We start from the raw sequence: 23,467 nt of genomic DNA, 5'->3' as shown, positions 1-23,467 counted from the left end.
TGCCTGAGTGAAGGACGGTCCGGGCAGCTGTTGCCGTGACGGGTGACGCCGGGTCCGTACGGTCGACGCGTCAGCTCTCTGACCTGCCGCGTCCCGCTGATTGACGGAGAGTCAAAAAACCGAGGAGGAGCTCATTTTCCAAGATCGGAAGACCGGTCGGTCCCGCCGTGCCCTGGTCGCGGGGTCGGTGGGCAACTTCATCGAGTGGTACGAGTTCGGCGTCTACGGCTACTTCGCCACCGTCATCGCGGCCCGCTTCTTCACCCCGGAGGGCGGCGGCGAGGCCGAGGCCCTGGTCAGGACGTACGCCTCCTTCGCGCTGGCGTTCTTCTTCCGGCCCGTCGGCGCGGCGCTGTTCGGCCGGCTCGGGGACCGGATGGGGCGGCGCCCGGTGCTGATCCTGGTGATCGCGCTGATGACGGGTGCGACCACCCTGATCGGGGCGCTGCCGACGTACGACCAGGCCGGGGCTCTGGCACCCTGGCTGCTGACGTTCCTGAGGGTCCTTCAGGGGCTGTCCGCGGGCGGGGAGTTCGGCGGGGCGGTGTCGGTGATGACCGAGTTCGCGCCACCTGGGCGGCGGGGGCTGTACGGGGCCTGGCAGTCGTTCACGGTGGCGCTGGGGCTGCTGGCCGGTGCGGGGGCGGCCGCCCTGCTGGCGACCGTGCTGACCGAGGGCCAACTGGACGACTGGGGCTGGCGGTTGCCGTTCCTGCTGACGTTGCCACTGGGGCTCGGGGCGCTGTGGCTGAGGCTGCGGCTGGACGAGACCCCCGCGTTCCGGGAGGAGCGCGAGGCCGAACGCCCGCCGGCGCGCGAGGTGGCGGGGGCCATCGCCCTGGGCGCGGGGCGGATCATGGGCTGGGCGGCGGCCGGGTACACCTTCCTCGTCGTGCTGCCCTCGTATCTGCAGAGCACGCTGAACGCGACCTTCCAGCAGGCCCTGGTCGCCACCGTCCTGGCCAATCTGGGCTTCGCGGCGAGCATCCTCCCGGCGGGCCTGCTCAGCGACCGCGTGGGGCGCCGGCCCGTGATGCTGACGGGCGCCCTGCTCGTGGCGGTGCTGTCGGTCCCGCTGCTGGACCTCCTGCAGAACAGCGGGACTTCGAACACGGTGAAGGGGGTGGCGGTGTTCGCCGCGGGTGCCGTGGTCGGCCTGATGGCGGGCCCGGGCCCCGCGATGCTGGCGGAGCTCTTCCCGACGAACGTCCGCTACACGGGCCTGGGACTCGCCTACGCCCTGTCCAATGCGGTCTTCTCGGGCTGCGCGGGGCTCATCATCACCAAGACCGTGGAACGGACCGGGAACGTGGACATCCCGGGGTACTACGCCGCGGTGACCTGCGCGGTGAGCGTCCTGGCACTGGTCAGGTCTCCACGAAGGAAGGCGGGTTGAGCGGATGCGGGTGATCGGCCTGATGTCCGGAACGTCGTACGACGCCATCGACGCGGCGGCGGCCGAGCTGCGACTCGCCGGCGACAGCCTGGTGCTGAGGCCGCTGGGGATGGTGAGCGAGGCGTACGACGAGGAGCTGCGCGCGGCGCTGACGGCGGCGCTGCCGCCGGGGACGACCACGATGGCCGAGGTGTGCCGGCTGGACACGCTGACCGGGCGGGCCTTCGCGGCGGCGGCCGTGCGGGCGGACCGTGAACTGTGCGCGGGGCGGGCCGAGTTGGTCGCCTCGCACGGGCAGACGGTCTTCCACTGGACCGACGGGGGCACGGCCTGCGGCTCGCTGCAGATCGGGCAGCCCGCCTGGATCGCCGAGGCGACCGGGCTGCCCGTGGTCGCCGACTTCCGGCCGCGTGACATCGCCGCGGGCGGCCAGGGCGCGCCGCTGGTCAGCCTGGTCGACCTGCTGTGGCTGCGGGGCCGTCCGGGCACGCCGGTCGCGCTCAACCTCGGCGGCATCGCCAACCTCACCGCGCCCGACGGGACCGCCTTCGACACCGGCCCGGGGTGCGCGCTGACCGACGCGGCCGCCCGGGGGTTCAGCGGCGGGCGCCTGGCGTACGACGTCGACGGGGCGCTGGCGGCGCGCGGGGCGGTGCACGGGCCGCTGCTGGAGCGGCTGCTCGCCGAGCCGTACTACGCGCTGCCGCCGCCCAAGACGACCGGGAAGGAACTCTTCCACCTCGGGCATCTGCAGGACGCGCTGGCCGGGTTCGGGACACTGCCCGCCGAGGACGTCGTCGCCACGCTGACCATGCTCACGGCCCGGACGGTGGCCGACGCGGTGCGGGCCGTCAGGGCGACGGAGGTGATCGCCTCGGGCGGCGGGACCCGCAATCCGGTGCTGATGGGGATGCTGGGCGGGTGCCTGCCGGGCGTGGCGCTGCGCACCTCCGACGAGCTGGGGCTGCCCTCGGACGCGAAAGAGGCGTACGCCTTCGCCGTACTGGGATTTCTGACCGTGCACGGGCTGCCCGGCACGGTGCCCGCGAGCACCGGCGCCCGGCACGCACGCGTGCTCGGGTCGGTGACTCCCGGGCGGGACGGGCTGAGGTTGCCGCCGCCCGCGCGGCAGCGGCCTGTACGACTCGTGCTGGAGTGACCGGAAACCGGAAACCGGTCCGGCCCCTCTCATCCGGCTTTCACGGAGGCCTCATACGGTGGGGGGCATGACGCAGGTGACTCCTCCCGGGTGGTACCCCGATCCCGGGCAGACAAGTGACGGTCCCGCCACCGAGCGCTGGTGGGACGGCAGGGCATGGACGGACCGGACGCGCCCCGCGGGGTCGGCCGCCGTATGGGGTCCCCCGGCGCAGACCCCCGAGGCGGGGGCGTACCCGGCGTACCCTGCCCACCCCGCGCAGCCACCGGCGGGCGGACGGCGCGGGCTGCGCACCGGGACAGCCGTGGCGGCCGCCGTCGCGGTCCTCGCCAGCATCGGCGTGGGTGTGTGGGCGCTGGCCGGCGGCGACGACTCGGGCGGCACCAGGGCCGACTCCCGGCAGGGGCAGGAAGGGCCGGGCGGACAGGACGGCTCCACCGGCGGTCAGGGCGGGCCGGGCGGGAACGGCGGCCCCGGCGGACCGGGCGGTTCCGACGGGGCGTCGCCCTCGCCCCAGGGTTCCGAGGCGCCGAAGATCGAGAGCGGTTCCGTGGCCGACCCGGTCAGCGGGATCAGCCTCCCCATCCCGGACGGCTGGTACGGCCAGCAGATCCAGATCGGTGCGCAGGTCACGTCGGACGACTCCTACCAGTGCCCCGGCGAGACCTCCAAGACCTGCACCAAGGGCGGCGCGTACTCGGTGCCCGCGGCCGCGCTCGGTCATGAGGGCACGGCCGAGCAGGTCGCCAAGGCCGACATCGAGGCGAACGCCGAGGAGTCGTACGGCGGCAAGACCTACGGCTCGATCACCTCGCACGACGTGCTGGCCTCCGAGGCGGTGACCGTCGCCGGGCAGAAGGGCTACCTGGTCCGCTGGAAGGCGGTCACCAGCAAGGGCGCGGACGGCTATGTCGAGTCCCTCGCCTTCCCCTCCCCCGCGAACTCCTCGCGGATGGTCGTGGTGCGCTTCGGCGTCGACGTCGGGGAGAAGCAGTCGGTGATCGACGAGATCACCAAGGGGATCAAGGTGTCGACGGGCGGCGGCAACGGCCAGACCGTCTGACCCGCCCCGGGGAACCGGTCGGCCGGGTGGGGCGCCTCTCCGCTCAAGAGGAACCCCACCCGGCCGGGGGGTGCGCGCCGCCCCCGTCCCCACGGTGCGGCGCGTGCAGGTCGCCGTCCAGTCATCCCACGGACGGCGGCCTGGGTCTTAGGTGAGTCCCAGTGCGGGCAGCACCGCGGCCTCCACGAAGCAGACCAGGTAGTCCGGATCCGCGTACTCCCCGTCCACGATGGGCCGGGCCCGGATCACACCGAACATCTGGGCCGGGATGTACTCCAGCGCCGGGTGCCCGGCGGCGATCTCGCCCCGGTCGACCCCGCGCTGCAGGATCTCCTTCAGCGAGGCGATCTCCGGGTCGACGAGCGCCTCGCGCAGCGCCTTCGCCAGTTCCGGATCCTGGGTGACGGCGTGCCCGAGGGCCTGAAGCAGTTTGGTATCACTGTTCGACCAGCGTCCGGCGGCCCGCGCCACCTCGCGCAGATCCTCGGCGAGCGACCCGGTGTCGATGCCGTCGAACTTCGACTGCCGGCGGGAGCGCAGCGCGGCCACCACGAACTGGGGCTTGGTCTTCCACTGCCGGTAGAGCGTGGACTTGCTGCAGCGGGTGCTGGCGGCCACGCCCTCCATGGTCACGGCGTCATAGCCGCACTGCCGGATCTGTTCGAGCACGGTGTCGAAGAACTCCTGCTCACGCTCGGGCGTCAGCTTGGAGCGGCGCGAGGCGACGACCGTCTCCGGTCCGTCCGCGGCCTGCGACGTCATGTGCTCGTCTCCTCGTTCTAGTGCGGCTTGAGCGGCAGTGGCCAAGGTTTTGAGGGTGTCTGCATCCAGTGTGGCGTACGTCTATCGATACGTGAGTGTACCGGTACCCGACCGTATCGGTACACTGTCGTATCGGTACGCACCCGTATCGATTCAGAGCGATGAGTTCGCCGCACCCGACGAGTCACAAGCTCTACCGCACCACCGTCAGCGAAGGGGCCGGGGGATGAATGCCCGCACCGAGCCTGCAGAAGCGAAGACCGCCGCCACAGCGCGGCCGCCGCTCGTCCGTGAGCTCCTGCTCGTCGCAGGGCTCTTCCTCGTCTACAAACTCGGCCGTCAGCTGGCGACCGGCCACACCGGCGAAGCGTTCCGCAACGCGCACCACGTGTGGGACTGGGAACGAACCCTCCACCTCCCCGGCGAGGGCGATGTGCAGCACCTGCTGCTGCACGGCGACACCCTCGTGCACATCGCGAACACCTACTACGCGACGGTCCATTTCCCGGCCACCGCGGCCTTCCTGATCTGGCTCTATCTGCGCCGGCCCACGCACTACGTGTGGGCCCGGCGGGTCCTCGCCGTGATCACCGGCGCCGCGCTCCTGGTGCACCTCGTCTTCCCGCTGGCCCCGCCGCGGATGCTCGCCGCGACGGGCCTGGTGGACACCGCGCGGGTGTACGGGCCGTCCGTGTACGGCCCGCCGCAGACCGACCACCTCTCCAACCAGTTCGCGGCGATGCCGTCGCTGCACTTCGGGTGGGCGCTGATGGTGGCGATCGGACTGATCGTGGCGACCAGGTCGCGCTGGCGGTGGCTGTGGCTGCTGCATCCGCTGCTGACGCTGCTGGTGATCGTCGGAACCGCGAACCACTACTGGCTCGACGCGATCGTGGCGGCCGCCCTGCTCGGCATCGCCCTCGCCGTGCTCCGCCTCAGGACTCCGTCCGCAGGGGCCCCCGTCCCGCCTCGCCCGCCGCACCGCACGGCGACGGCCGGCGGCCGGTCCCAGGAGCACCCGGCGCCCACGGACGACAAGAACACGCTGGTCGGAGCGGGCCGATGAGCGCCACCACCCTCGCCGTCGTCCTCTCCCTCTTCTCCGCCGTCGCCTACGCGGCCGCGGCCGTCGCCCAGGAACGCCTGGCCTCCCGCGACCCCGGCGCGGGGATGCTGCGCATGCTGGCCTCGGGCGCCTGGTGGTGGACGGTCCTCCTCAACGCCTCCGCGGCCCTGCTGCACGTCGTGGCCCTGAAGTACGGCCCGCTGACCGTGGTCCAGCCCCTCGGTGCGCTGACCCTGGTCGCCGCGGTGCCCATGGGCGCGCGGGTGGCCGGACGCCGGGTCAGCGCGACGGAGTGGCAGGGCACGGCGTACACCCTGCTGGGTCTCGCCGCGATCCTGGTCACCGCGTCCGGCCCCGCCCCCGACGATGTGCTGAGCGTCCCGGAGGCCCTGGCCGTCGCCGGTGCCACCGCCGCGCTGATCGGCCTGCTCGCCCGCCGGGGCACCCGTCCCGGCCTCCGTCACGCCTCCGCCTCCGGCTTCGCGTCGGGCGTCGCCTCCGCCCTGACCCAGACGGTCACGGTCGCCGCGACCGACCGCTCCGGCTCCCTGCTGAGCGTCCAGGTGATCGGCGTGGCCCTGCTGGTCGCCGCGTTCGCGGCAGGCGGCCTGCTGCTGTCCCAGGTCGCCTACCGGGGCGGCCTCGGCGCGCCGCTCGCGGTGGTGACCCTGGCGAACCCGGTCGCCGCCGCGGTGATCGGCCTGACGCTGCTCGGCGAGCGCCTCCAGGGCGGCGCGGCCGGCATCCTCCTGGCACTGGCCGGGGCGGGCCTGGCGGCGTGGGGCGTGGTGCTGCTGAGCCGCGCCACGCCTCAGACGGCTGCCGCCGGCGCGGCCGCGGTGCCGTCCGAGGCGGTCACGCACGAGCGCTCCGCGGCCGACGCGCACCCGGCGACCGCCGGGCACCCCTACGACCACGACCATCCCGTCGCCGCCGTCCTCGCGCTGGAGGCCGCGAGGATCGCGCCCGAGGAGATGCTGATGCCCCGGCAGCCCGGGCCGGGGCATCTCACTCCGCTCTGATCTCTGTCTGATCCCTGTCTGCTCCCTGTCTGATCCCTACTCGCCCGACAGGGCCGGGTCGCTCACGCCCGGGCGGCCGTTCTCGACGTGGCCGGCGAAGCGGCGCAGGAACGTCGGGTCGGTGTCCGAGGTGACGGTGAGGTCGTACCAGCGGCGGCCGGCCGCGAGGTCCGCGCGGTGCCTGACGGTGGCGCCGGGGCGGACGGTGAAGGTGCGGGCCCGGCCGCCGTAGCCGCTGGTGACGTGCAGGCGGGCCGTGCCCGAGCCCTTGTTGGTGAAGGTGAGTTCGAGGCAGTCGCCGCCGTGGCGGGCGGTCACCTCGGGGCCGGCCTTCTTGTTGGAGCCCTTGAACCAGCGCACGAAGCCGTTCGGGCCGTGCACGGTCAGGTCGTACGAGCCACTGGAGTACGCCGAGTTCCAGGCGTCGGCGATCGACTTGCCGGCCTCCGTGGTGTACGTCCAGGGGCCGTCGGTGCGGTTGCCGGAGGTCACGTGGAAGGCGGCGCCCGCCTCGGCGCCGGAGGCGAAGCTCAGCGTGAACTTACCGGTCGCGGTGTCGACGGAACCGTCCACGTGCGGGGCGTACTTGAGCGGGCGGGAGGGCCGCAGGCCGCGCTCCTGGCGGGGCATGTCCGGGTCGGCGGGCGGCGTCGGCCTGTAGTCGGGGTGCCGCTCGCGGTCCTGCGGCTCGTACTCGTCGGTCTCCGGCAGCGCGGCGGGGCGGCTGTCCTTGCGGGAGAAGTCGAAGGCCGAGGTGAGGTCGCCGCAGACTGCGCGGCGCCAGGGCGAGATGTTGGTCTCCTTCACCCCGAAGCGGCGCTCCATGAACTGCAGGATCGAGGTGTGGTCGAGGGTCTCGGAGCAGACGTAACCGCCCTTGCTCCACGGCGAGACGACCAGCATCGGCACGCGCGGGCCGAGGCCGTAGGGGCCCGCCGGGCGCCTGCTGTCGCCCGGGTAGAGGTCGAGGGTGACGTCCACCGTGGACTTGCCCTTGGAGGCGTCCTTCGGCGGGAGCGGCGGGACCACGTGGTCGAAGAAGCCGTCGTTCTCGTCGTAGGTGATGAACAGGGCCGTCTTCGACCAGACCTCCGGGTTGGAGGTGAGGGCGTCCAGGACCTGGGCGATGTACCAGGCGCCGTAGTTCGAGGGCCAGTTGGAGTGCTCGGAGAAGGCCTCGGGGGCGGTGATCCAGGAGATCTGCGGCAGCTTGCCGGCCTTGACATCGGCCTTCAGCCGGTCGAAGTAGCCGTCGCCGTTCTTGACGTCGGTGCCGGTACGGGCCTTGTCGTACCAGGGGTCGCCGGGCTGGGCCCCCCGGTACTTGTTGAAGTACAGCAGCGAGTTGTCGCCGTAGTTGCCGCGGTAGGCGTCCGCGATCCAGCCCCAGGAGCCCGCCGCGTCGAGGCCGTCGCCGATGTCCTGGTAGATCTTCCAGGAGATCCCGGCCTGCTCAAGACGCTCGGGGTACGTCGTCCAGCCGTACCCGACCTCGTCGTTGCCCATGACCGGACCGCCGCCGGTGCCGTCGTTGCCGGTGTAACCGGTCCACATGTAGTAGCGGTTGGGGTCGGTGGAGCCGATGAACGAGCAGTGGTAGGCGTCGCAGACGGTGAAGGCGTCGGCGAGGGCGTAGTGGAACGGGATGTCCTCACGGGTCAGATACGCCATCGTCGTGGTGCCCTTCGCCGGCACCCACTTGTCGTACTTGCCGCCGTGGTAGGCCTGCTGGCCGTCGGTCCAGCCGTGCGGCAGCCCCTCCAGGAACTGCATACCGAGGTCGTCGGCGGTCGGGTGGAAGGGCAGGACGTCCTTGGTGCCGTCGGACTGGTGCCAGATCGACTTGCCGTTGTCGTGCAGTACGGGCCGCGGGTCGCCGAAGCCGCGCACGCCCCGCAGCGCACCGAAGTAGTGGTCGAAGGAGCGGTTCTCCTGCATCAGGACGACGATGTGCTCGACATCCTCGATCGACCCCGTGCGGTGGTTCGCGGGCAGCGCGGCGGCGCGCTGGATGCTGCTCGACAGCGCGGTGAACGCCGAGGTGGCGCCCGCGAGTTGGAGGAATCTGCGCCGGTTGACTTCGGGCATGGGTGGGTGCTGCCTCTCATCCAGGGGTGCGGATGCCGGAACATGACGGAATACGCGCGGAGCGAGTGTTCCAAGAGCACCAAACGTCAGGGAAGGGTCCGGTGTCGCCAGTGTGAAAGTCGGCGGTACGGGAGGTGTGCCGTGCCGGGAGGCTGCGCAGGACACGGCTTCCTGGCGGCCGCGGGCTCTGACCAGGCCCGTCGCAGACGCGCTTCCGCCTGGCAGAAGCCGCCTTGCGCGGCGACCGCAGCCGTCAGGACCCTGATTCCAACGACGGCACGCGGGGCGAGGGAGCCCCGCCGACAGGGACGGGAACCTTCATGCCGCACATGACCGCTTTTGCCAGGAATCAGTGGTACGTGGCCGCCTACAGCCACGAGGTCGGGCGGGAGGAACTCCTCGGCCGGACCCTCCTCGGCGAGCCGCTCGTCTTCTACCGCACCGAGGAGGACGGGACGCCCGTCGCGCTGGCCGACCGCTGTGTGCACCGCCGGTTCCCGCTGCACGAGAAGCCGAGCCGGCTCGACGGGGACCGGATCGTGTGCGGCTACCACGGGTTCACGTACGACACGACGGGCACCTGTGTGTATGTGCCGGGGCAGAAGCGGATACCGCGGACGGCGCGGGTCGCCTCGTACCCGGTCGTCGAGCAGGACTCCCTGATCTGGGTGTGGATCGGCGACGCGGCGCTCGCCGATGCGGACACCATCCCGCGGGCGCGGCACCTGGACTCCCCCGGCTGGACGACCGTGCGCGGGATGGAGCCCATCGACGCCGACTACGGGCTGCTCGTCGACAACCTGCTCGACCTGTCCCACGAGACGTATCTGCACGGCGGCTACATCGGCACCCCCGAGGTCGCCGAGACGCCGATCACGACCGAGGTCGACGAGGGGGCCGGGATCGTACGGGTCAGCCGGCACATGGACGACGCCGAGTGCCCGCCGTTCTACGCCAAGTCCACCGGGATCGAGGGCCGGATCACCCGCTGGCAGGACATCGAGTACCACGCGCCCTGCCTCTATCTGCTGCACAGCCGGGTCGCCCCCGTCGGCGTGGTGCCGGAGGCGGACGGCAGCGACCCGGGCGGCTTCCACACCGAGGTGACGTACGCGATCACGCCGTCCTCCGACGGGAAGGTGTACGACTTCTGGATGGTCTCGCGGGACTGGGCGACCGAGGACGACGAGGTCACGGAGTTCCTGCGGAAGAACAACCACACCGTGGTCATGCAGGACGTCGACGCGCTCAATCTGCTGCAGCGGACGCTCGGGACCGAGCGCACGGGGTACCAGGAACTCAGCATCAACATCGACACCGGCGGTCTGGCCGCCCGCCGTATCCTCGCCCGCCTCGTCGAGGAGGGCGACAAGCCCGTGGAGAAGGCGCTGTGAGCACGAGCCCCACCGGAGAGATCTACCGCATCGACTGGCTGCCGGGCACCGACGTCCTGCACGGCACCTGTCACTGCGGCCGTGAGCACACCTCGCAGGACCCGATCGAGATGTGGGAGTGGATGCTCGCCCATCCGCAGGGACACGAACCCCGGGGAACCCGTCCATGAGTGATGTGTACGAAGCCGAACTCGTCGTCGCGCGCCGGGAGTCCGCGGCCGACGGCGTGCTCGCCCTCACCCTGCGCCATCCGCTCGGCGAGCAGCTCCCGGTGTGGGAGCCGGGCGCGCACATCGACGTCGTGCTCGGTCCCGGTCTGGAGCGGCAGTACTCCCTGTGCGGCGACCCCGCCGACCGCACCGCCTGGCGGATCGCCGTGCTGCGCGAGCCGGACGGCCGTGGCGGATCCGCCCATGTGCACGAGCAGTTGGGGCAGGGCGACAAGGTGCGGGTGCGCGGGCCGCGCAACCACTTCGCCCTCAGGCCCGCGCCCCGCTACCGGTTCATCGCCGGCGGCATCGGCATCACGCCCATCCTGCCGATGCTCGCGGCGGCCGAGGCCCGGGGCGCGGAGTGGACCTTGCTCTACGGCGGACGCACCCGTGACTCCATCGCGTTCACCGGGGAGTTGAGCCGGTACGGCGACCGGGTCACCGTCGCCCCGCAGGACGAGACCGGGCTGCTCGACCTGGCCTCGGTGCTCGACGACGTCCCCGAGGGCACGCTCGTCTACTGCTGCGGTCCGGGGCCGCTGCTGGACGCGGTGGAGGCGCGCTGCCCGGAGCCCGGTGTGCTGCACATGGAGCGGTTCACGCCCAAGGAACAGGAGACGGGCGAGAACACCGCGTTCGAGGTCGAGTTGGCGCGCAGCGGTACGACGGTGACGGTGCCGGCGGACGTCTCCGTGCTGGACGCCGTGCGCGCCGCCGGTGTCGAGGTGCTGTTCTCCTGCACCGAGGGCACCTGCGGGACCTGCGAGACCGATGTCCTGGAAGGCACCCCGGACCACCGGGACTCGGTGCTCACGGACGAGGAGCAGGCGGCCGGGGAGACGATGATGATCTGTGTGTCCCGGTGCCGGGGGAAGCGGCTCGTCCTCGACCTGTAGCCATCCGGAGGTCCCGCTCGATCCCGGCGACCGTGTCCAGCAGATGCGGCAGCAGATCGCGGCGGACCGACGCCACGCTGTTGCGGCTGGCGTGCACCGGGATGTTCACCGCCGCCACCACCTCGCCGCCCCGGTCCCGCACCGGGGCGGCGAGCGAGCGCAGCCCCTCCTCCAGTTCCTGGTCGACGACGGCGTATCCGCGCGAGCGCACCTTCTCCAGTTCGGCCCGCAGCAGGCCGGCGTCGGTGATCGTGCGCGGGGTCAGCGGCCTGAGGTCGGCCCGCGCGAGGCGCATCTCCCGTTCCTCGTCCGGCAGATGGGCGAGGATCACCCGGCCCACCGAGGTGACGTGTGCCGGGAAGCGGGTTCCGACCGTGATCGCCGCCGTCATGATGCGGCGTGCGGGCACCCTCGCGATGTACACGATGTCATCGCCGTCGAGCACGCACAGGGACGACGACTCCCTTGTGCGGTCGACCAGTTGCTCCAGGTGCGGCTCGGCGATCTGCGCCAGAGAGAAGCCCGCGAGGTAGGAGTAGCCGAGCTCCAGCACGCGGGGCGTGAGCCGGAAGGCGCGGCCGTCGGCGTGCACGTATCCGAGGTCGGCGAGGGTCAGCAGAAAGCGGCGGGCCGCCGCGCGGGTCAGTCCGCAGGCGCGGGCGACCTCACTGAGCGTCAGTTCCGGGTGCTCCGCGTCGAACGCGCGGATCACCGCGAGCCCCCGCTCGAAGGAGCGGACGAAGTGCGGGGCTCGGTCTGCTGCAGGCATCGCCGCCTCCAGACTGTCAACAATATTGTTAGCCGAGGGCATTGACCGCGGGGAGCAAAAACTCTACCTTTCGCGCTGTGCACCAACGTGCGCTCTGCGCACACCTGTCGGAACAATGAAGTCTGCACAGGAGGAGCCATGCGTCGTCTGCTCGCCGCGCTAGCGGCCGGAGCATTCCTGGTCACCGCGTCGGCCTGTGGCTCGTCCGGGGACAGCACGGGGTCGGACAAGGCGTCGTCGCCCGGCGGCACCACCAAGGTCAAGGTGGGTGTCATCCCCATCGTCGATGTCGCCCCGCTGTATCTGGGCCAGGAGAAGGGCTTCTTCAAGAAGCACGGCCTGGAGCTGGAGATCTCGCTCGCGCAAGGAGGCGCGGCGATCGTGCCCTCGGTGGCCGGCGGGCAGTACCAGTTCGGCTTCTCCAACTCGACCTCGCTGATGATCGCCCAGTCCAACAACGTGCCGGTGAAGGTCGTCTCCAACGGCATCGCCTCGACCGGCGTGCAGGGCAAGGACTTCGGCGCCCTCACCGTGAAGGGCGACAGCCCGGTCAGGTCCGCCGATCAGCTGGCGGGCAAGAAGGTCGCCATCAACACCCTGAAGAACATCAACGAGACCGCGGTGCGCGCGTCGGTGCGCAAGGCGGGCGGTGACCCGGACGCGGTGAAGTTCGTGGAGCTCGCCTTCGACCAGATGCCGGCCGCGCTCGACAGCGGGCAGATCGACGCGGCGATGGTCGTCGAACCGGCGCTGGCCACCGTCAAGAGCCAGGGCGGCAAGGAGATCGCCTCACCCCTGGTGGACGTCGCGCCCGACCTGACGGTGGCGATGTACTTCACGTCGGCCTCGTACGAGCAGCAGAACGCCGACACGGTGAAGGACTTCAAGGAGGCCCTCGCCGAGTCGCTCGCCTACGCGGACGCCCACCCGGACGAGGCCCGCGCGATCGTCACGACGTACACGAAGATCCCGGCGGCCGTGCTGGCGAAGGTCACCCTGCCGGCCTGGCCGGCCGAGCCGAACCGGCAGTCCCTGGACGCTCTGCGGAAACTGGGCCAGGAGGACGGCCTGTTCAAGTCGGAGCCCGATCTGGACAAGCTGCTGCCATGACGGGACGGACCGCCAAGAACGCCGCCCTCGGCGCCGCCGGGCTCGCGGCCTTCCTCGCCCTGGGCGAGGCGGTGCCGCGGCTCGGCCTCGTCAAGGAGGCCTACTTCCCGCCGACCACCCGCATCGCCGACGCCCTCGGCACCGAGCTCTCCGACGAGACTTTCTGGACGGCGCTCGGCGACACCCTCACCGGCTGGGCGTTGGGTCTCGCGATCGCCGCGACCGCGGGCATCGTCATCGGGGTCGCCGTCTCGGTGGTGCCCTACCTCCGTGAGGCGACGGCCTCCACGATCGAGTTCCTGCGCCCGATCCCCTCGGTCGCGCTGATCCCGCTCGCGGTGCTGCTGTACGGCACCGAACTGAAGTCGGTGCTGCTGCTCGTGGTGTACGCCTCGTTCTGGCAGGTGCTGATCCAGGTCCTGTACGGCGTCCAGGACGTCGACCCGGTCGCCGAGGAGACGGCGCGGTCCTACGGTCTCGGCCCCTGGGCGCGGGTCCGCCATGTGCTGTGGCCGAGCGCGCTGCCGTACGTCATGACCGGCGTCCGGCTCGCCGCGGCCGTCGCCCTGATCCTCGCCATCACCGCCGAACTCGTCATCGGCGCACCGGGGTTGGGGGCGAGGATCGCGGTCGCGCAGAACTCCCAGGCGGTGCCCGAGATGTACGCCCTGATCGTGGTGACCGGCGTTCTGGGGCTGCTCATCAACGTGGGCGCGCGTACCGTGGAGCGGCGGGCCCTGGCATGGCATCAGTCGGTGCGCGGGGAGGTGATGGTGTGAAGGGCGTGCTGCTCCGGCTGGTCTTCGTGCTCGCGCTGCCCGCGCTGCTGTTGACGGCGTGGTGGTTCGCGTCCGACGGCAGTACGAACGTGTTCTGGCCGCCGCTGCGGACCATTCTGGAGACCTTCCCGGACGTGTGGACGGGCGAACGGCTGAAGGACGACGTGCTGCCCAGCGTGCTGCGCCTCACGGCCGGTTACGCCGTGGCCGCCGTCGCGGGGGTCGGGCTCGGCCTGGTCATCGGCTCCTACCGGCGGGTGCGGGCGGTGTGCGAGCCGGTCCTGGAGTTCCTGCGGGCGGTGCCGCCGCCGGTCCTCGTGCCGGTCATCATGCTGTTCGCCGGCATCGACGACACGATGAAGATCGTCGTGATCGCCAGCGGCTGTGTCTGGCCGATCCTGCTCAACACCGTCGAGGGCGTGCGCGCGGTGGACTCCGTGATGGCGGAGACGGCCCGCTCGTACGGCATCACGGGCGTCGCCCGCCTGAAGGAGGTGGTGCTGCGCTCGGCGAGCCCGCAGATCTTCGCGGGGCTCAGGCAGGCCCTGTCGATCGGCATCATCCTCATGGTGATCAGCGAGATGTTCGCGGCCAGCGACGGTCTGGGCTTCACCGTCGTGCAGTTCCAGCGCAGTTTCGCGGTCCCCGAGATGTGGACCGGCATCCTCGTCCTCGGTCTGCTCGGCTTCCTGCTCTCCGTCGTCTTCCAGCTGGTCGAGCGGCGGGTGCTCGGCTGGTACCACGGTCTGCGGGCCTCGGCCCGGCGGTCCCCGTGACGCTCACGAAAGGGCGGTCCATGCACGCGCTTGTCGTATCCGGCCTGCAGAAGGTCTACGAGGGGTCCGGGCGCCGGGTCGAGGCGGTCCGCGACCTCACCTTCACCGTCGAGGCGGGCGAACTCGTCTGTCTCGTGGGCCCGTCGGGCTGCGGCAAGACGACCCTGCTGAAGTGCATGGGCGGCCTCCTCGCGCCGACCGCCGGCGAAGTCCTGCTGGAGGGCAGGAAGGTGAGCGGCCCGCCGCCGGGCATGGCGTTCGTCTTCCAGGAGTACGGGCGCAGCCTGTTCCCCTGGAAGCGGGTCGGCGAGAACGTCGAACTCCCCCTCAAACAGAAGGACTTGAGCAGACAGCGGCGCAAGGAACTGGTCGCCGGCGCGCTGGAGTCGGTGGGGCTCGCGGACGCCGCCGGGGCGTATCCCTGGCAGCTGTCGGGCGGTATGCAGCAGCGGGTGGCGATCGCCCGCGCCCTGGCCTACGAGCCCGAAGTGCTGCTCATGGACGAGCCGTTCGCAGCGGTGGACGCCCAGACCCGCGCCGATCTGGAGGATCTCGTACGGCGGCTGTGGCGGGAGCGCGGCATCACGATCCTGTTCGTCACCCACGACATCGACGAGGCGGTGTACCTGGGCGAGCGGGTCATCGTGCTCTCGGCCTCCCCCACCGTCGTGCAGGAGCAGCTGAAGGTCGATCTCCCGGACGAGCGAGACCAGTTGCACACGCGCGTGGCCCCGCGCTTCGCAGAGTTGCGGACCCATGTGTACGAGCAGATCCAGGCGGCGAAGCGCGGGGTCGTGCAGGACGCGGTCACGAAGTCGGATACGCCTCCACCTCACTGAACTGCCCCGCGGGCCAGCCGGTGTTGGCGCTCACCGACAGCCGCAGATGCCGCAGGTTCGTACCGCCGGGCAGGGCGACGGTGGCGGTGTTGCCGGTGGCGGGGTCGAAGCGGTAGCCGGTCGCGCCCACCACGGTCGACCAGGCCGAGCCGTCGGTGCTGCCCAGGACGGTGATCGTCTGGGTGCGCGCGCCCCAGGCGGCGGACGGCGGCAGTTTCAGCACCAGCCGCCTCACCGTGTAGGACGCCCCGAGGTCGACGGTCCAGGACTGCGGGAAGGCGTTGTTGGTGGACTCCCAGTAGCTGTTCGCGTCGCCGTCGACCGCCTTGCCGGGCGTGTAGACGTCCTGCGAGCCGGTCGCGGTGGCCGGGCGTCCCTTGGCGAGGTTGCGGTTCGGGTCGGGGTCCGGATTGCCCTGGCCGGGCTGCGGCCAGGTCGAGCAGTCCGACCAGGTGCTGCTCCAGCCGGAGTTGCCGCCGCCGTCGGTGAGGGCGAAGGTGCCGGAGTTCGCCGGATAGGGGCAGTTGTAGACGCCGGCCGCCCCGACCGAGGTCGCCGTGACGTTGCGGAAGGTGGCCGCGCCCTGGGCCTCGGCCTGGACGACGACGGTGCCCGTGTTGCGGACGGTCGCGCCGTCCACGGTGACATTGCGGACCGGATACCCCTGTCCGCCGCCGGAGACGAACTCGAAGGCGCTGTAGGGGCTGTCGATGATCGTCGTGTCGGTGATGGTGACGGTCGCGTTGACGGCGCTGTCGTAGGAGTCGACGCGCAACGCGCCCATGGGATGGTTCCAGTTGGGGTTCATCGCCCCGGTGCGCACCAGTGTGTTCCCGGCGACCGTGATGGTGCCGGCCAGCGGGTGGAAGGGGTCGAGGAACTTCTGGTTGGAGATCGCGATGCCGCTGCCGAGGGCGTTGGTGTCGGAGATCAGGTTGTTCCTCACGGTGATGTCGGTACCGCCGTAGATCGCGATGCCGTTGGCCAGGTTCGGCTGGGTGATCGTGTTGTTCTCGAAGTTGCTGTTCGTGTCCGGCGCGTACAGGGACCACATGGCGAGCGCGTCGTCGCCCTGGTTGCGCAGGAAGTTGTTGCGGACGCGGACGCCGCGGGCGTTGCCGTTGAGGTTGAGGCCGTCGGCGGTCATGTCGAGGAAGCGGTTGTTCTCGACGACGAGGTTGTCGTTGTTACCCAGCAGCCAGAGGCCGACCTTGAGGTGCTGGAGCCACATGCCGGAGACGCTGGAGTTCGGGCCCAGCGTGCCGTTGACGAAGTTGTCCGGGTTGGAGTCGACGCGCTCGGTGACCTCGCCGAGGACCGCGAAGTCCTTGATGTGCACGCCGCCGGACGAGCCGGACTGGTCGATGAAGCGGGAGGTGTGGACGACGGAGTGCCAGCTGCCCGCGCCCCGGAGGGTGACGTTCTGGACGCCGCTGAGCGACGAGGTCAGCCGGTAGTCGCCGGGCGGGATCCAGACCACTCCGCCCTGGGCGGACGCGATGGCGTCCCGGAAGGCCTGGGTGGAGTCGCCCTGCCCGCTCGGATCGGCTCCCTTGTCGGTGACCGAAACGGCCCCGGCAGGCTTGCTCCCCGCCGCGGCGACCTGCTCGAAGTCGGCGACGTCCACGGTGACTTGGACGCCGGTCGCCTGGAAGGCCACCTTGTCGCCCGCCTGGAGGTTCTGGCCGAGCAACAGGCGGGCGTTGTCGTAGAAGTGGTGGGTCTTGGCGCCGGGGATCCAACCGGTGTCGATGTAGGAGTACTTGGAGGTGACGGCGAGGGTCTTGGAAATCCGGGTGCTGTTGACGTACACGTCGAGCGTGCCCGACTGCCCGTCCGGAACGCTGTAGGCGACGTTCACCGCGTTGGCCGCGCTCGGCACGGTGAACTCGACGCGCTGCCCGGAACTGATCCTGACGGCTTGCCGCCCCGACGCCTCCGAGGCGAGCGTGCCCTGGGTGTGGTCGGGGCCGATCTTCGAGCCGGTCGTGGTCACGGACTCCGCCTCGACCGAGGTGAACGGGAGCGCGGCCCCGGCGGCGGCGTGCGCGGTGGGGGCGACGGCGGTGAGCAGTCCGGCGGAGAGGGTCGCCACCATGACGATTGGCATGATCCTGACACTTCTGTGCATGTGCTGATCCCTTCGGAGTGGGGGCGCAAGGGGATAGCGGAGTGCGCGCGCCGGGCTCAGGTCCGGAGCCAGACCGCGGTGTCTCCCGGCAGACGGCCGTCCGCGTCCAGGGGGCCGCTGGCGAGGAGGGGTTCGCAGTGGGCGGGAAGCGCGGCCGGAGCGTCGGCCAGGTTCACCATGCACCGGACACCGGCGCCCCGGGCGAAGGAGAGGACACCTTCGGGCGCCGGGAGCCAGGCGAGCGGGCCGTCGCCGAGGGCGGGGCGCAGGCGGATGGCCTCGCGGTAGAGGGTGAGCATGGAGGACGGATCATCCCGCTGACGGTCGACTGCATACGATGTCCAGTCGACGGGCTGCGGTAGCCACGGTGTCTCCAGTGAACCGAATCCTGCATACGGTGCCGCGGCGGCCCACGGCAGCGGCACCCGGCAGCCGTCACGCCCCGGATCGACACCGCCCGACCGGAAGTGCATCGGATCCTGGATCCGCTCGACGGGGATCTCCGCCTCGGGCAGCCCCAGCTCCTCCCCCTGGTACACGTACACCGCCCCGGGCAGCGCCAGCGAGAGCAGGGCGGCGGCACGGGCGCGGCGGGTGCCGAGGGCGAGGTCGGTCGGGGTGCCGAAGGCCTTGGTGGCGAAGTCGAAGCCGGTGTCCGCGCGGCCGTAGCGGGTCACGGTCCGGGTGACGTCGTGGTTGCAGAGGACCCAGGTCGCGGGGGCGCCGACCGGGGCGTGCTCGGCGAGCGTCTCGTCGATGGAGCCGCGCAGGCGCCGCGCGTCCCAGGGGCAGGTCATGAAGGAGAAGTTGAAGGCGGTGTGCAGTTCGTCGGGGCGCAGATAGCGGGCGAAGCGCTCGCTGTCGGGGAGCCACACCTCGCCGACGAAGATCCCGTCGTACTCGTCGGCGATCGTCCGCCAGGAGCGGTAGACCGTGTGCAGTTCGTCCCGGTCGACATAGGGGTGCGGGTCCCGGCCCTCGACGAAGTCCGGCAGGCGCGGGTCCTTCACCAGGAGCGCGGCCGAATCGATCCGCACCCCCGCCACGCCCCGCTCGAACCAGAAGCGCAGGATGTCCTCGTGCTCCTGACGCACCGCCGGATGGGCCCAGTTGAGGTCGGGCTGTTCCGGGGCGAAGAGATGGAGGTACCAGTCGCCGTCGTCGACGCGGGTCCAGGCCGGGCCGCCGAACTGGGACTGCCAGTCGTTGGGCGGGAGTTCACCGCGCTCGCCGCGCCCCGCGCGGAAGTGGAACAGTTCGCGTCCGGGTCCGCCGGCGAGGGCCGCGCGGAACCAGGGGTGCTGGTCGGAGACATGGTTGGGGACGATGTCGACGATGGTGCGGATGCCGAGTTCGCGTGCCTCGGCGATGAGTTTCTCGGCCTCGGCGAGGGTGCCGAAGGCCGGGTCGATGGCGCGGTAGTCGGCGACGTCGTAGCCGCCGTCCTTCATCGGTGAGAGATACCAGGGGCTGAACCAGAGCGCGTCCACCCCGAGTTCGGCGAGATACGGCAGTCTGGCGCGGACGCCGGCGAGGTCGCCGGTGCCGTCCGCGTCGCCGTCGGCGAAGCTGCGGACGTAGACCTGGTAGATGACGGCGGAGCGCCACCACTCGGTGGGCTGTCCCACGGGGGTTCCCTTCTGTAGGCGTACGGGCGCTGTCAGCCCTTCGTGCTGCCCGCGCTGATGCCCGCGACGATGTGCCGCTGGAAGATCAGGAACAGGGCGACCATCGGGATGCTGGCGATGACCATCGCGGCGATGAGCACGGTCAGCTGGATGTTCTGGGACAGCTGGACGAGTGCCACGCTGATGGGCTGTTCGTCGGTGTCGGAGAAGACCATCAGCGGCCAGAGGAAGTCCTGCCAGACGGCGACCAGCGCGAAGATCGAGACGACCCCGAGGACGGGCCTGGACATCGGCAGCACGATCGACCACAGGATGCGCAGCTTTCCGGCGCCGTCGATCTCGGCGGCCTCCAGCACGTCACGCGGGATCTGGTCGAAGAACCGCTTGAGGAGATAGAGGTTGAAGGCGTTGGCGACGGCCGGGAGCCAGATGGCGAGGGGGTCGTTGAGCAGTCCCAGGTCGGCCACCGTCAGATACTTCGGCACCACCAGCGCCTGTGCGGGGACCATCAGGGTGGCGAGGATGCCGGCGAGGATCACCTTGCCGAAAGCCGGCTTCAGCTTGGACAGCGCGTAGGCGGCGGCCGTGCAGAGGACCAGCTGGAACGCCCAGGCACCGGCCGCCTGCACCACCGTGTTCCACAGATGCGTGGGCAGTTGCATCAGGTCCCACGCGTCGCGGTAGCCGCCGAGCCGCCACCGCTCGGGGACGAGGGTGGGAGGCGTCCGGGCCACCTCGTCCGGGGACTTCACCGCACCGGTGACCATCCAGTACACGGGGAAGAGGAAGGCGAGCGTGAACAGCAGGACGACACCGGTGAAGACGGTCCAGTAGACGGCCCTGCCGCGGGGCCGGGCCAGGGCGGCCGGGGAGACGAGGGTGCGGGTGCTCATCCGTGGTCCTCCTCTGCGGACCGGGTCAGCCGCAGATACACGGCGGAGAAGGCGCTCAGCAGGAGCAGCAGCATGACGCTCAGTGCGCAGGCGCCGCCGAAGTCGTTGTAGAGGAAGGCGTACTTGTAGATCAGGTAGAGGACGGTGACCGTGGCGTTCTCGGGGCCGCCGCCGGTGATGACGAAGGGTTCGGTGAACACCTGCATCGTGGCGATGATCTGAAGGAGCATCAGCATGAGGATGACGAACCTGGTCTGGGGGATCGTCACATGCCGGACGCGCTGCAGGAGGCCCGCTCCGTCCAGTTCGGCCGCCTCGTACAGCTCTCCGGGGATGGACTGGAGTGCGGCGAGGTAGATCAGGACGGTGCCGCCCATGTTGGCCCAGGTGGCCACGATCACCAGGGAGATCAGTGCGGTGTCGGCGCCGTTGGACCAGTTCGAGGTGGGCAGGTGCACCGAGCGCAGTGCCTCGTTGGCGAGGCCGGCGCCGGGATCGTAGAACCACTTCCACAGCAGGGCGCTGACCACCGGCGGGATCATCACCGGCAGATAGACCACGACCCGGAAGAAGGCCTTGGCGTGCCGCAGTTCGTTGAGCACCAGGGCGAGCACGAAGGGGATCGCGAAGCCGATCAGCAGGGCCAGCGCGGTGAAGGTGAGGGTGTTGCGCCAGGCCGCCGTGAACTCCGGGTCGTGCCATACGCGGCTGAAGTTGGCGGTGCCGACCCACTGCGGTGACGAGCCGGGCGTGTACTTCTGGAAGGCGATCACGACGGCGCGGACCGCCGGGTACCAGGAGAACAGGGCGAAGCAGGCCAGGCCCCCGAACAGGAAGGCGTGCGCGCGGAGTTGGCCGGTGAGGCGGCGCCGCCTCCGGTCCCCTGCCGGGGGCGGCGCCGGGACCGCTCGTACGGGGATGGTGTCGACCGGTCGTCGGGGGGCCGTCTTCGTCATCGGGGTCAGCCCCGGGCGAGGATGCCGTCGATCTTGCCGGAGGCGTCCTTGAGGAGGCGGTCGATGTCGGCGTCCTCCTTGGTGAGGACCGCGGAGACCACGCCGTCGAGGACGGAGTAGATCTGCTGGGCGTGCGGGGGCTCGATCTTCATGTCGAGGTTCTGGTTGCCGTCGAGGAATGCCTGGTAGTTCTCCACCGGGACATTGGCGTTGGCCTTCTTGACCTGCTGGTCCTTGGTGTCGGCGGCGCCGGTGAACAGGCGTGGTTCGGGCAGGCCGACGGGGGCGTCGTTCTGCCCTGCGCGGGCGTAGTCGCCGAGGAAGCCGTCGCCGGGGGTGAGGAACATGTGGTCCAGCCACTTCAGGCCGGCGCGGATCTGGGCGGGGCTCGCCTTCTTGCTGAACATGTAGCCGTCGCCGCCGATGAGCGTGCCCTGGCCGCCGGGCATGGGGGCGAGGGCGAGGTCCTTGTAGTCGCCGCCCTTCTCCTTGACCAGGATCGGGATGTTGTCGGGGGCGGAGAGGTACATGCCGAGCTTGCCCGAACCCATCATCTGCTGGACGTCGTTGATGACCAGGAGCTGTTTGCTGCCCATGGAGTCGTCGGTCCAGCGCATGTCGTGCAGGTTCTGCAGGACGGCCCGGCCCTCGGGGGTGTCGACGGTCGCCTTCTTGCCGTCGGCGCTGACGACGTCGCCGCCCTGGGAGTACAGCTCGGCGGTGAAGTGCCAACCGCCCTGGTTCTGGGCGCTGTAGTCGGCGTAGCCGACGGTGCCGTCGCCGAGGGCGGCGATCTTCCGTGCGGCGGTGCGCAGTTCGTCCCAGGTGGCCGGGGGCCGGTCGGGGTCGAGGCCGGCCTTCTCGAAGAGGGCGCGGTTGTAGATCAGCCCCATGGAGTAGCCGGTGCGCGGGATGCCGTAGACCTTGCCGTCGACCGTGTACACGTCCCTCAGCTGCTGCTGGATGGTGGCGTAGCTCTTCAACTCCTTGACGTAGGGCGTGAGATCGGCTGCCTGACCGATGTCCACGACGTGCTTGGCGTCGGTGAAGTACGTGTAGAAGACGTCCTCCATCTGCCCGCCGGCGAGCTTGGCGTCGAAGGTCTTCGGGTCCTGGCACGGGAAGGCGTCGTGTGCGACGACGTCGATGTCGGGGTTCTGCTTCTCGAAGGCGGCGGTGTCGTCCTCGAAGAACCCGCGGTCGACCTCGGCGCTCTTGGGCGGCATGCAGTTGACCGTGATGCGGGTCTTGCCGCCCGCGGATTCGTCGCCCGACCCGCAGCCCGCGGCGGTGAGGGCGAGGGAGCAGACGCTGAGCGCGACGAACGTACGGCGGAACCCGGTGCTTCTCATCGGTGGACCCCTCGTGGCAGGAGCGGTGGGCGGGGCACACTCAAGCACCGGCAGCACCGGGCCGCAAGATGTCGCGCACAATCTGAAATTATTCGACAGGGAGCTGGATCTCAGAGACGAGAGGCTTGCGCTGTCGAGCCCCGCACCACCAGCTCGGGTTCGAACAGCAGCTCCTCGGGGGTCACGGAACCGCCGCTGATCTGTGTGTTCAGCAGTTCCACGGCGGCTCTGCCCATGGCCTCGATGGGCTGGCGGACGGTGGTGAGCGGCGGCTCGGTGCAGTTCATGAAGGCCGAGTCGTCGTACCCGACGACCGACACCCGGGAGGGGACGTCCAGGCCCTTGCGGCGGGCGGCCCTGACGGCGCCGAGCGCCAGGGGGTCGCTGGCGCAGATGATGCCGGTGACGCCCCGGTCGATGAGCCGGGAGGCCGCCGCATGACCGCCCTCGATCGAGAACATCGCGCGGACGACACGCTCCTCGGGCAGCTCCCCCACGGCCCGCGCGGCGGCCAGCTTGCGCGCCGAGGGCACGTGGTCGGCGGGCCCCAGCACCAGCCCGATCCGCTCGTGTCCGAGCGAGGCCAGATGCCGCCAGGCCTGCTCCACCGCGACCGCGTCGTCGCAGGAGACCCCCGGGAAGCCGAGGTCGGCGATGGACGCGTTGACCAGCACCACCGGGATCTTCCGCTCGGCCAGCTGCCGGTAGTGGTCGTGCGGGGCGTCGGCCTGGGCGTACAGCCCGCCGGCGAAGACGACGCCGGAGACCTGCTGCTGCAGCAGCAGCTCCACATAGTCCGCCTCGGAGACGCCGCCCTTGGTCTGTGTGCACAGCACCGGCGTCAGACCGAGCTGGGCGAGCGCCCCGCCGATCACCTCGGCGAACGCCGGGAAGATCGGGTTCTGCAGCTCGGGCAGCACGAGGCCCACGAGCCGCGCGCGCTCACCGCGCAGCTGCGTGGGCCTTTCGTAGCCGAGTACGTCCAGGGCGCTCAGCACCGCCCGCCGGGTGGACTCGGAGACTCCGGGCTTGCCGTTGAGCACCCGGCTGACCGTGGCCTCGCTGACCCCGACCTTCTTCGCCACCTCGGCAAGTCGTCGCGTCATGAGCGCAAGAATAGCGCAAGCCATGCAAACGGCTTGCGCTATTCGTTGCGCTCGCCGCCGCGGCCCACGG

Annotated in this window: 21 protein-coding genes; 12 read left to right on the top strand and 9 right to left on the bottom strand. The window is 70.7% G+C overall.

Annotation, left to right across the window (positions count from 1 at the left end; translation table 11 throughout):
- The first annotated feature begins 187 nt into the window (after positions 1-187).
- The 3 genes from PH203_RS26370 (at position 188) to PH203_RS26360 (ending at position 3,618) form a co-directional block, all read left to right on the top strand.
- Complete coding sequence (locus PH203_RS26370) at positions 188-1,396, top strand: MFS transporter (RefSeq protein ID WP_354671262.1); 1,209 nt, start codon at positions 188-190, stop codon at positions 1,394-1,396.
- 4 nt (positions 1,397-1,400) lie between these two features.
- Positions 1,401-2,555 carry an anhydro-N-acetylmuramic acid kinase gene (locus tag PH203_RS26365; RefSeq protein WP_289922984.1) on the top strand — a complete coding sequence of 385 codons (1,155 nt, stop codon included), beginning with the start codon at positions 1,401-1,403 and terminating at the stop codon, positions 2,553-2,555.
- A 67-nt stretch (positions 2,556-2,622) separates the two neighbouring features.
- On the top strand, positions 2,623-3,618 hold the full coding sequence (locus tag PH203_RS26360) for a DUF2510 domain-containing protein (protein ID WP_289922983.1): 996 nt from the start codon (positions 2,623-2,625) through the stop codon (positions 3,616-3,618).
- A gap of 147 nt (positions 3,619-3,765) precedes the next feature.
- Here the strand turns inward: PH203_RS26360 and PH203_RS26355 are convergent, their stop codons facing one another.
- Positions 3,766-4,380, bottom strand: a complete 615-nt coding sequence (locus tag PH203_RS26355; protein WP_289922982.1) for a TetR/AcrR family transcriptional regulator — start codon at positions 4,378-4,380, stop codon at positions 3,766-3,768.
- A gap of 226 nt (positions 4,381-4,606) precedes the next feature.
- Here PH203_RS26355 and PH203_RS26350 point away from each other — a divergent pair, with 226 nt between their 5' ends.
- Positions 4,607-5,446: a phosphatase PAP2 family protein gene (locus PH203_RS26350; RefSeq protein WP_289922981.1), complete on the top strand. Its 840-nt coding sequence runs from the start codon at positions 4,607-4,609 to the stop codon at positions 5,444-5,446.
- A complete protein-coding gene (locus tag PH203_RS26345; RefSeq protein WP_289922980.1) occupies positions 5,443-6,468 on the top strand; it encodes a hypothetical protein in 1,026 nt (341 codons plus the stop codon). Before PH203_RS26350 ends, PH203_RS26345 begins: the two co-directional genes overlap by 4 nt.
- Before the next feature lie 36 nt (positions 6,469-6,504).
- On the opposite strand, the gene PH203_RS26340 is transcribed toward PH203_RS26345, so the two are convergent.
- On the bottom strand, positions 6,505-8,556 hold the full coding sequence (locus PH203_RS26340) for a phosphocholine-specific phospholipase C (protein WP_289922979.1): 2,052 nt from the start codon (positions 8,554-8,556) through the stop codon (positions 6,505-6,507).
- 320 nt (positions 8,557-8,876) lie between these two features.
- Between PH203_RS26340 and PH203_RS26335 the strand changes: the two genes are divergently transcribed.
- The 3 genes from PH203_RS26335 to PH203_RS26325 are packed head-to-tail and all read left to right on the top strand — an operon-like array spanning position 8,877 to position 11,058.
- Complete coding sequence (locus PH203_RS26335) at positions 8,877-9,950, top strand: aromatic ring-hydroxylating dioxygenase subunit alpha (RefSeq protein WP_289922978.1); 1,074 nt, start codon at positions 8,877-8,879, stop codon at positions 9,948-9,950.
- Positions 9,947-10,120: a hypothetical protein gene (locus tag PH203_RS26330; protein WP_289922977.1), complete on the top strand. Its 174-nt coding sequence runs from the start codon at positions 9,947-9,949 to the stop codon at positions 10,118-10,120. The genes PH203_RS26335 and PH203_RS26330 overlap by 4 nt, the downstream gene beginning before the upstream one ends.
- On the top strand, positions 10,117-11,058 hold the full coding sequence (locus PH203_RS26325; protein WP_289922976.1) for a PDR/VanB family oxidoreductase: 942 nt from the start codon (positions 10,117-10,119) through the stop codon (positions 11,056-11,058). Before PH203_RS26330 ends, PH203_RS26325 begins: the two co-directional genes overlap by 4 nt.
- On the opposite strand, the gene PH203_RS26320 is transcribed toward PH203_RS26325, so the two are convergent.
- Positions 10,973-11,827: an IclR family transcriptional regulator C-terminal domain-containing protein gene (locus PH203_RS26320; RefSeq protein WP_289922975.1), complete on the bottom strand. Its 855-nt coding sequence runs from the start codon at positions 11,825-11,827 to the stop codon at positions 10,973-10,975. The two genes, PH203_RS26325 and PH203_RS26320, sit on opposite strands and share 86 nt — an antisense overlap.
- Before the next feature lie 138 nt (positions 11,828-11,965).
- Here PH203_RS26320 and PH203_RS26315 point away from each other — a divergent pair, with 138 nt between their 5' ends.
- The 4 genes from PH203_RS26315 to PH203_RS26300 are packed head-to-tail and all read left to right on the top strand — an operon-like array spanning position 11,966 to position 15,331.
- Positions 11,966-12,937 carry an ABC transporter substrate-binding protein gene (locus PH203_RS26315; protein WP_289922974.1) on the top strand — a complete coding sequence of 324 codons (972 nt, stop codon included), beginning with the start codon at positions 11,966-11,968 and terminating at the stop codon, positions 12,935-12,937.
- Positions 12,934-13,716, top strand: a complete 783-nt coding sequence (locus PH203_RS26310; RefSeq protein WP_289922973.1) for an ABC transporter permease — start codon at positions 12,934-12,936, stop codon at positions 13,714-13,716. The genes PH203_RS26315 and PH203_RS26310 overlap by 4 nt, the downstream gene beginning before the upstream one ends.
- On the top strand, positions 13,713-14,492 hold the full coding sequence (locus tag PH203_RS26305) for an ABC transporter permease subunit (RefSeq protein WP_289922972.1): 780 nt from the start codon (positions 13,713-13,715) through the stop codon (positions 14,490-14,492). The genes PH203_RS26310 and PH203_RS26305 overlap by 4 nt, the downstream gene beginning before the upstream one ends.
- 20 nt (positions 14,493-14,512) lie before the next feature.
- On the top strand, positions 14,513-15,331 hold the full coding sequence (locus PH203_RS26300; protein WP_289922971.1) for an ABC transporter ATP-binding protein: 819 nt from the start codon (positions 14,513-14,515) through the stop codon (positions 15,329-15,331).
- On the opposite strand, the gene PH203_RS26295 is transcribed toward PH203_RS26300, so the two are convergent.
- The 6 genes from PH203_RS26295 to PH203_RS26270 all read right to left on the bottom strand — a co-directional run bounded on the left by PH203_RS26295 (position 15,300) and on the right by PH203_RS26270 (position 23,397).
- A complete protein-coding gene (locus tag PH203_RS26295) occupies positions 15,300-17,462 on the bottom strand; it encodes a discoidin domain-containing protein (protein ID WP_289922970.1) in 2,163 nt (720 codons plus the stop codon). The genes PH203_RS26300 and PH203_RS26295 overlap by 32 nt on opposite strands.
- Before the next feature lie 56 nt (positions 17,463-17,518).
- Complete coding sequence (locus tag PH203_RS26290; RefSeq protein ID WP_289922969.1) at positions 17,519-19,090, bottom strand: glycoside hydrolase family 13 protein; 1,572 nt, start codon at positions 19,088-19,090, stop codon at positions 17,519-17,521.
- Positions 19,091-19,122: 32 nt separating this feature from the next.
- Entirely contained in the window at positions 19,123-19,983 is an 861-nt protein-coding gene (locus PH203_RS26285; RefSeq protein ID WP_289922968.1) for a carbohydrate ABC transporter permease, read from the bottom strand.
- On the bottom strand, positions 19,980-20,939 hold the full coding sequence (locus PH203_RS26280; RefSeq protein ID WP_289922967.1) for a sugar ABC transporter permease: 960 nt from the start codon (positions 20,937-20,939) through the stop codon (positions 19,980-19,982). Before PH203_RS26280 ends, PH203_RS26285 begins: the two co-directional genes overlap by 4 nt.
- Positions 20,940-20,944: 5 nt before the next feature.
- Positions 20,945-22,291, bottom strand: coding sequence for a sugar ABC transporter substrate-binding protein (locus PH203_RS26275; RefSeq protein ID WP_289922966.1), 1,347 nt, complete (start codon positions 22,289-22,291; stop codon positions 20,945-20,947).
- Positions 22,292-22,401: 110 nt separating this feature from the next.
- On the bottom strand, positions 22,402-23,397 hold the full coding sequence (locus PH203_RS26270) for a LacI family DNA-binding transcriptional regulator (RefSeq protein WP_289922965.1): 996 nt from the start codon (positions 23,395-23,397) through the stop codon (positions 22,402-22,404).
- Positions 23,398-23,467: the final 70 nt, after the last annotated feature.

Source organism: Streptomyces sp. S.PB5, assembly GCF_030403745.1.
Classification (GTDB): domain Bacteria; phylum Actinomycetota; class Actinomycetes; order Streptomycetales; family Streptomycetaceae; genus Streptomyces.
Note: the sequence above shows the minus strand (reverse complement) of the source record. Positions and strands in the feature narration are given on the sequence as shown.

Bases quoted from the DNA above. Each gene is read 5' to 3' on its own strand.
- PH203_RS26350 (WP_289922981.1), top strand. From the start codon at position 4,607: ATGAATGCCCGCACCGAGCCTGCAGAAGCGAAGACCGCCGCCACAGCG.
- PH203_RS26295 (WP_289922970.1), bottom strand. From the start codon at position 17,462: ATGCACAGAAGTGTCAGGATCATGCCAATCGTCATGGTGGCGACCCTC.
- PH203_RS26340 (WP_289922979.1), bottom strand. From the start codon at position 8,556: ATGCCCGAAGTCAACCGGCGCAGATTCCTCCAACTCGCGGGCGCCACC.
- PH203_RS26310 (WP_289922973.1), top strand. From the start codon at position 12,934: ATGACGGGACGGACCGCCAAGAACGCCGCCCTCGGCGCCGCCGGGCTC.
- PH203_RS26325 (WP_289922976.1), top strand. From the start codon at position 10,117: ATGAGTGATGTGTACGAAGCCGAACTCGTCGTCGCGCGCCGGGAGTCC.
- PH203_RS26355 (WP_289922982.1), bottom strand. From the start codon at position 4,380: ATGACGTCGCAGGCCGCGGACGGACCGGAGACGGTCGTCGCCTCGCGC.
- PH203_RS26275 (WP_289922966.1), bottom strand. From the start codon at position 22,291: ATGAGAAGCACCGGGTTCCGCCGTACGTTCGTCGCGCTCAGCGTCTGC.
- PH203_RS26365 (WP_289922984.1), top strand. From the start codon at position 1,401: ATGCGGGTGATCGGCCTGATGTCCGGAACGTCGTACGACGCCATCGAC.
- PH203_RS26270 (WP_289922965.1), bottom strand. From the start codon at position 23,397: ATGACGCGACGACTTGCCGAGGTGGCGAAGAAGGTCGGGGTCAGCGAG.
- PH203_RS26285 (WP_289922968.1), bottom strand. From the start codon at position 19,983: ATGAGCACCCGCACCCTCGTCTCCCCGGCCGCCCTGGCCCGGCCCCGC.
- PH203_RS26280 (WP_289922967.1), bottom strand. From the start codon at position 20,939: ATGACGAAGACGGCCCCCCGACGACCGGTCGACACCATCCCCGTACGA.
- PH203_RS26315 (WP_289922974.1), top strand. From the start codon at position 11,966: ATGCGTCGTCTGCTCGCCGCGCTAGCGGCCGGAGCATTCCTGGTCACC.
- PH203_RS26360 (WP_289922983.1), top strand. From the start codon at position 2,623: ATGACGCAGGTGACTCCTCCCGGGTGGTACCCCGATCCCGGGCAGACA.
- PH203_RS26300 (WP_289922971.1), top strand. From the start codon at position 14,513: ATGCACGCGCTTGTCGTATCCGGCCTGCAGAAGGTCTACGAGGGGTCC.
- PH203_RS26320 (WP_289922975.1), bottom strand. From the start codon at position 11,827: ATGCCTGCAGCAGACCGAGCCCCGCACTTCGTCCGCTCCTTCGAGCGG.
- PH203_RS26335 (WP_289922978.1), top strand. From the start codon at position 8,877: ATGCCGCACATGACCGCTTTTGCCAGGAATCAGTGGTACGTGGCCGCC.
- PH203_RS26345 (WP_289922980.1), top strand. From the start codon at position 5,443: ATGAGCGCCACCACCCTCGCCGTCGTCCTCTCCCTCTTCTCCGCCGTC.